The sequence below is a fragment of the Stenotrophomonas sp. STEN087 genome, from assembly GCF_056759115.1.
The window spans coordinates 63,981-70,360 of sequence record NZ_JBRRCR010000012.1; the positions used below are offsets into that span (position 1 = coordinate 63,981).

8 protein-coding genes are annotated in these 6,380 nt (G+C 67.9%); all 8 read left to right on the plus strand.

The features are described 5' to 3' along the window. The first annotated feature begins 73 nt into the window (after nt 1-73). The 8 genes from ffh to ACVOK1_RS05395 all read left to right on the plus strand — a co-directional run bounded on the left by ffh (nt 74) and on the right by ACVOK1_RS05395 (nt 6,237). Nucleotides 74-1,450: a signal recognition particle protein gene (gene ffh / locus ACVOK1_RS05360; protein ID WP_313146436.1), complete on the plus strand. Its 1,377-nt coding sequence runs from the start codon at nt 74-76 to the stop codon at nt 1,448-1,450. Nucleotides 1,451-1,601: 151 nt separating this feature from the next. Further along, a complete protein-coding gene (locus tag ACVOK1_RS05365; protein ID WP_481561351.1) occupies nt 1,602-2,672 on the plus strand; it encodes an NAD(P)H-dependent flavin oxidoreductase in 1,071 nt (356 codons plus the stop codon). Next, nucleotides 2,669-3,469, plus strand: coding sequence for an aminotransferase class IV family protein (locus tag ACVOK1_RS05370; RefSeq protein WP_481561352.1), 801 nt, complete (start codon nt 2,669-2,671; stop codon nt 3,467-3,469). The genes ACVOK1_RS05365 and ACVOK1_RS05370 overlap by 4 nt, the downstream gene beginning before the upstream one ends. A gap of 165 nt (nt 3,470-3,634) precedes the next feature. Next, nucleotides 3,635-3,895, plus strand: coding sequence for a 30S ribosomal protein S16 (rpsP, locus tag ACVOK1_RS05375; RefSeq protein WP_004149033.1), 261 nt, complete (start codon nt 3,635-3,637; stop codon nt 3,893-3,895). 44 nt (nt 3,896-3,939) lie between these two features. Next, the gene (rimM, locus tag ACVOK1_RS05380; protein WP_481561353.1) at nt 3,940-4,452 is read left to right on the plus strand and encodes a ribosome maturation factor RimM; all 513 of its coding nucleotides are present in this window, start codon (nt 3,940-3,942) and stop codon (nt 4,450-4,452) included. An 8-nt stretch (nt 4,453-4,460) separates the two neighbouring features. After that, nucleotides 4,461-5,219, plus strand: coding sequence for a tRNA (guanosine(37)-N1)-methyltransferase TrmD (trmD, locus tag ACVOK1_RS05385; RefSeq protein WP_481561354.1), 759 nt, complete (start codon nt 4,461-4,463; stop codon nt 5,217-5,219). Between the two features lie 154 nt (nt 5,220-5,373). Next, complete coding sequence (gene rplS / locus ACVOK1_RS05390; RefSeq protein WP_079221128.1) at nt 5,374-5,775, plus strand: 50S ribosomal protein L19; 402 nt, start codon at nt 5,374-5,376, stop codon at nt 5,773-5,775. Nucleotides 5,776-5,889: 114 nt separating this feature from the next. After that, nucleotides 5,890-6,237, plus strand: a complete 348-nt coding sequence (locus ACVOK1_RS05395; RefSeq protein ID WP_481561355.1) for a DUF6404 family protein — start codon at nt 5,890-5,892, stop codon at nt 6,235-6,237. The last annotated feature ends 143 nt before the right edge of the window (nt 6,238-6,380 follow it).

Consider the following 6,380-nt stretch of genomic DNA (forward strand, 5'->3'; position numbering starts at 1 on the left):
CAGCCCGGGAAGGCGGGCGGACCCGTTATACTGTCTGCCTTATTGTCCCCCGCTTTCAGACAGGTTGCGCCGCATGTTCGAGTCCCTGACCCAGCGCCTTTCCGGCACCATCGAGCGCCTGCGTGGCCGCGGCCGCCTGACCGAGGAGAACATCCGCGAGGCGACCCGCGAAGTGCGCATCGCGCTGCTTGAAGCCGACGTCGCGCTGCCGGTGGTGCAGGCCCTGATCGAGCGCATCAAGGTGCGTGCGGTCGGCCAGGAAGTGCTGAAGTCGCTGACCCCGGGCCAGGCCCTCATCAAGGTCGTGCGCGACGAGCTGACCGCGGTGATGGGCGCCGAAGCCAGCGACCTGAACCTCAACGTTCCCGCCCCGGCCATCATCCTGATGGCAGGCCTGCAGGGCGCCGGCAAGACCACCACCGTGGGCAAGCTGGCCAAGCACCTGAAGGAAAAGCGCAAGAAGAAGGTGATGGTGGTGTCGGCCGACGTCTACCGTCCGGCCGCGATCGAGCAGCTGAAGACCCTGGCCGAACAGGTCGGCGTGCTGTTCTTCCCGTCCAGCGCCGACCAGAAGCCGGAAGCCATCGTGCGCGCCGCCATCGACGATGCACGCCGTTCGTTCGTCGACGTGCTGCTGGTCGATACCGCCGGCCGCCTGGCCATCGACGAAGCGATGATGGCCGAGATCAAGGCCCTGCACGCGGCGGTCAACCCGGCTGAAACCCTGTTCGTGGTCGATGCCATGACCGGCCAGGACGCGGCCAACACCGCCAAGGCCTTCGGCGATGCGCTGCCGCTGACCGGCGTGGTGCTGACCAAGACCGACGGTGACGCCCGTGGCGGTGCCGCGCTGAGCGTGCGCTACATCACCGGCAAGCCGATCAAGTTCGTCGGTGTCAGCGAAAAGCCGGAAGGCCTGGACGTGTTCCACCCGGACCGTATCGCCAGCCGCATCCTCGACATGGGCGACGTGCTGTCGCTGGTCGAGCAGGTCGAGCAGCAGGTCGACAAGGACAAGGCCGCCAAGCTGGCCGAGAAGGTCGCCAAGGGCAAGAAGTTCGATCTGAACGACATGCGTGACCAGCTGGAGCAGATGCAGAACATGGGCGGCATCGGCGGCCTGATGGACAAGCTGCCGGGCCTGGGCAACATCCCCGAGCACCTCAAGCAGCAGGTCAGCCAGGGCAAGGAAGTGCCGCGCATGATCGCCATCATCAGCTCGATGACCAAGAAGGAACGGCGCAACCCGAACCTGCTCAATGGCTCGCGCCGCGCGCGCATCGCCAAGGGCTCGGGCGTGACCCCGGCCGACGTCAACAAGCTCATGAAGCAGTACATGCAGATGGAAAAGATGATGAGCAAGATGGCCGGCGGCGGCATGAAGGGCATGATGCGCAGCATGAAGGGCATGATGGGCGCCATGGGCGGCCGCGGCATGCCGTTCCGTTGATGACGGCCCCGGTCGCAGTGTGATGCAGCGCCCGAGCCTACGCTCGGGCGGCGGCGCAAACGCCGCAGCAGGCGGCTGGGCAATGGGCTCGACTCTACCCCTCTCCTGCGCGCACCATGGGGCCCGTCCGAAACGATAGGCCGCCCCGCTGATGTCCGCTGTCACTGCCCGCGCCGAGGCGTTCTGCCAGCGCTTCGGTGTTTCCGTTCCGATCCTGCTGGCACCGATGGCTGGTGCCTGCCCGGTGTCGCTGTCGGCCGCGCTGGCCAATGCCGGCAGCATGGGCGCAATGGGCGCGGTGCTGTCGCCGGCCGCAGACATCGGCCGCTGGATGGATGATTTCCGCGCTGCTTCCGCTGGCCCGGCGCAGGTGAACCTGTGGCTGCCGGATCCGGCACCCGTTCGCGATGTCACCGCCGAAGCTACCAGCCGGGCCTTCCTCGCCCAATGGGGCCCGGACGTGCCCGCCAGTGCCGCCGATGCCACGCCGGCTGATTTCGACGAACAGTTTGCTGCCTTGTTGGCTGCGCGCCCGGCGGTGGCCTCGACCATCATGGGTGTGCTGTCGCCGCGCCACGTGCAGCAGTTGAAGGACGCCGGCATCGCCTGGATTGCCTGCGCGACCACGCTGGCCGAAGCCCGCGCTGCGCAGGACGCCGGTGCCGACGCGGTGGTGGCGCAGGGCGCCGAAGCCGGTGGCCATCGCGGTGCGTTCGACCCCAGCCTGGCCGAGCGTCAGCTGGTGGGCCTGTTCGCGCTGCTGCCGCGCCTGGCCGACCACCTGCAGATTCCGGTGATCGCTGCCGGTGGCATTGCCGATGGGCGTGGCATCGCGGCCGCGCTCACGCTGGGCGCCAGCGCGGTGCAGATCGGCACTGCCTTCCTGCGCACGCCGGAAGCGGCGATCGCCTCGGCGTGGGCCGATGGCCTGGCCGCCACCGAGCCCGAAGACACCTGGCCGACCCGTGCCTTCAGTGGCCGCCTGGGCCGTGGCCTGGCCACGCCCTATGTGCGCGCCGCTGCCGCCGAAGGTGCCCCGGCGCCGCGCCCGTACCCGGTGCAGCGCGGCCTGACCGCACCGATGCGCAGGCAGGCGGCGCAGGAAAACCGCCTGGCGGCGATGCAGGCCTGGGCCGGGCAATCGGCGTGGATGGCACCGGCAGCACCCGCTGCCGATGTGCTGCGCGACATGTGGCAACAGGCGCAGGTGCTGCTGCGATGACGGTGTCCTGCAATGGCCGGCCGGCGCAGGTGGAGGATCTGCTGCCGGCCCTGGTCAATTACGGCCACTTCACCTCGATGCAGGTGCGTGGCCATGCCGTGCAGGGGCTGGCTCTGCATCTGGCGCGGTTGTCGCAGGCCACGCGCGAACTGTTCGGCAGCGAACTGGATGTCGTGCAGGTGCAGGCCTGGATGACGCAGGCGCTGAAGCAGGCGGGGCAGGGCGATGCCTCGCTGCGGGTGACGGTGTATTCGCGCCACTTCGATTTCCGCAACCCGCTGGCGGCCGTGCCGGTAGACGTACTGGTGGCGGTGTCGGCACCGGTGGCGCTGACCGCACCGAAGCGCGTGCGCAGTGTGGTCTGGCAGCGTGAGCTGCCGCAGATCAAGCATGTGGGCACGTTCGGGCTGTTTGCCGAGCGACGTGCGGCGATGGCGGCGGGCTTTGACGATGTGCTGTTCGTATCGGCCACGGGCGGGATCAGCGAGGGCAGTACCTGGAACCTGGCGCTGCACGATGGTGAACGGCTGCTCTGGCCGCAGGCGCCGGCCCTGCGCGGGACCGCCGAGGCGCTGCTGCAGCGGCACTGGCCAGGCGCGCAGGCCACCCAGGCGCTGCGGGTAGCTGATCTGGCTGATGTGAAGGCGGCCTTCGCCTGTAATGCCAGCGGCCTGTGGGCGCTGGAGGCCATCGACGGGCGGGTGCTGCCGGGGTCGCAGGCCTTGGCTGAACAGGGCAGGGCGGTGCTGACGGGCGTGCCGTGGGACGCCCTTCAGCAAGGCGTGACACAGCGGTAGTGCGGGGCCATGCCCCGTGAGCGCAGAGGCCGGGTACCGCCCGCCGGGCATGGCCCGGCGCTACCGTGAAGGATGGCCACCCATGGGGTTGGCTCGGCCGCGCTCTGCCGCTATAATCGCCCGCTTACCTCGCCATCCTGGCGACTGGGCAATAGGAAAAACACCATGGTCAAGATTCGACTGACCCGCGGCGGCGCCAAGAAGCGTCCGTTCTACCACATCATCGTGACCGACGTGCGCAGCGCGCGCGACGGCCGCAACATCGAGCGCGTTGGTTTCTACAACCCGGTCGCCCAGGGCGGCGAGAAGCGCATCGAGCTGGACCTGGCCCGCGTTGACCATTGGGTCAAGAACGGCGCCCAGCCGACCGAAAAGGTCCGCAACCTGATCAAGGAAGCGGCCAAGTCCCAGGCCGCTGCGGCCTGAGTCTGAAGGGCCACGCTTCGGCGTGGCCCTCTCGGTTGACGAAGATGAAAGATATCGAGCGCCGCATCCTGCTGGGCAGGGTTGTCGGCGCTTTTGGTGTGCGCGGCGAAATCAAGCTCGAGTCCTGGACCGAGCCTCGTTCCGCCATTTTCCGTTACCAGCCGTGGATCCTGCGCAACCCCAACGGGCAGGAATCGACGCTTGAAGGCGCTCGTGGCCGTGACAGCGGCAAGCACCTGGTCGCCCGGTTCCCTGGCGTCGAGGACCGTGATGTCGTCGAAGCCATGCACGGCACCGAGGTCTACGTGGCCCGCAGTGCGCTGCCGCCGCCGAAGCCCGACGAGTATTACTGGGTCGACCTGGAAGGCCTGGATGTGAAAACTACCGAGGGCGTTGCCCTGGGCCAGGTCTCGCACCTGTTCAGCACCGGCGCCAATGATGTGGTCGTGGTCCGTGGCGACCGCGAACGGATGATTCCGTTCGTGCAGCCGGACTTCGTCAAGTCGGTCGACTTCGAGGCCAACCTGGTCGTGGTCGACTGGGATCCCGAGTTCTGAGTGTGGGCATGCGGTTCGACGTCATCACCCTGTTCCCCGAGTTCCTCGCCCAGTCCGCTGGGCTGGGCGTGGTCGGGCGCGCGCAGGAAAAGGGTCTTTTCAGCCTGCACGGCTGGAATCCCCGTGATTTCGCCGAAGGCAACTACCGCCGGGTGGACGACCGTCCGTTCGGCGGTGGCCCGGGCATGGTGATGCTGATCGAACCGCTGCAGGCCTGCCTGCAGGCGATCCGGGATGCGGATCCGACCCCGGCACGGGTGGTCTATCTCAGCCCGCAGGGTGCGCCGTTGACCCAGGCCAAGGTGCGGGAACTGGCGGCATTGCCGCGCATGGTCCTGCTCTGCGGCCGTTACGAGGGCATCGACGAACGCTTCCTGGAGGCCAATGTCGACGAGGAGATTTCCCTCGGCGATTACGTGCTGTCCGGTGGTGAACTGGGCGCGGCGGTCATCATCGATGCCGTGGCACGCCTGCAGGAAGGTGCCCTGAACGACGCCGAATCGGCGGCACAGGACAGCTTCGAAGGTGAACTCGGTCTGCTCGACTGCCCGCATTACAGCCAGCCGGCCCAGCACCCGCTGGGTGACGTGCCGGACGTGCTGCGCTCGGGCAACCACGCGGCCATCGCCGCCTGGCGCCGCCAGCAGTCGCTGCTGCGTACCGCCGAGCGGCGCCCGGACCTGCTGGATGAACAGGCGCTGGGCAAGGCCGACCGCAAGTTGCTGGACCAGGGCCGCCAAGCCCGCAAACAGAAGGCCAGCCCCTAGCGCAGGGCTGGCTTTATCGGCTATCATGGCCAATTCCCGCCAGCCCCGGCTGGCGCGCGCAGTACCCACAACAAACGTGCAGCACAGTTCCGTGACTGCATGAGCCTACGTTGTCGACACGACACGCCCACCCGAACAAGAATCGGTGTAACCCATGAGCAAGCTGAACAAGTCCATCGTCGCGGAATTCGAATCCGCCCAGATCACCCGCGAACTGCCGAAGTTCAGCCAGGGCGACACCGTTGTCGTCAACGTGAAGGTGAAGGAAGGTACCCGCGAGCGCGTGCAGGCCTATGAAGGCGTTGTCATCGCGACCAAGAACGGCGGCCTGAACTCCTCGTTCACCGTCCGCAAGATTTCGCACGGCTACGGCGTCGAGCGCGTCTTCCAGACCCACAGCGCCATCATCGACTCGGTCGAAGTGAAGCGTCGTGGTAAGGTCCGCGCCGGCAAGCTGTACTACCTGCGTGGCCTGGAAGGCAAGGCTGCCCGCATCAAGGAAGATCTGGCTGCCGCTGCTGCCGCCAAGGCCGCACGTCTGGCCGAAAAGGCCTGATAAACAACTTCGGTTGTTGCCGCGACGGCCGCCTTCGGGCGGCCGTTTGCGTTTGTGCGCCGGCCAACGCTATGTTCGCGGCATGAATATCGTTGAACAGCGTTACCGCACAAGGTGCAGGCCGCCCTGCGCCATCTCGACGCGGCGGGCATGCAGCGCCGACACTCAGCACCGCCACTGCATCGCCTGCTGTGGCGCATGGGCATCAACGCGCCACCGCCGATCCTGGCCAGCGTGGCCTCCAACGCACTGCTGATGGGTGTCTGGTTCGCGCTGGGTTGGGGCGTGCTGATGTGGCTGCTGGTCTGGCGTAACACCAACCTGCCTTTTGCAATCGCGGTGTTCAGCGCGCTCCTCGCCGGCGCACTGTTCGGTCTGCTGATGGCGGTCGTGATGCGGGTCATGCGCCTGCGCCGCGGTCTGCCGTTGTGGCGCGACCTGCCGGCTGCGCCAGGCCCCTGACCTGCGACCACGGAGCGCTGCGCGATGCCCGCCAACCACGACGGCGCTATGGAGAATCGGTAGCGGGGCGGGGGGGGGGGGGCGCGGGGGGGGGGGGGCGGGGGGCGCCGGGCGGGCGGGGGGGGGCGGCGGGGGGGGCGGCG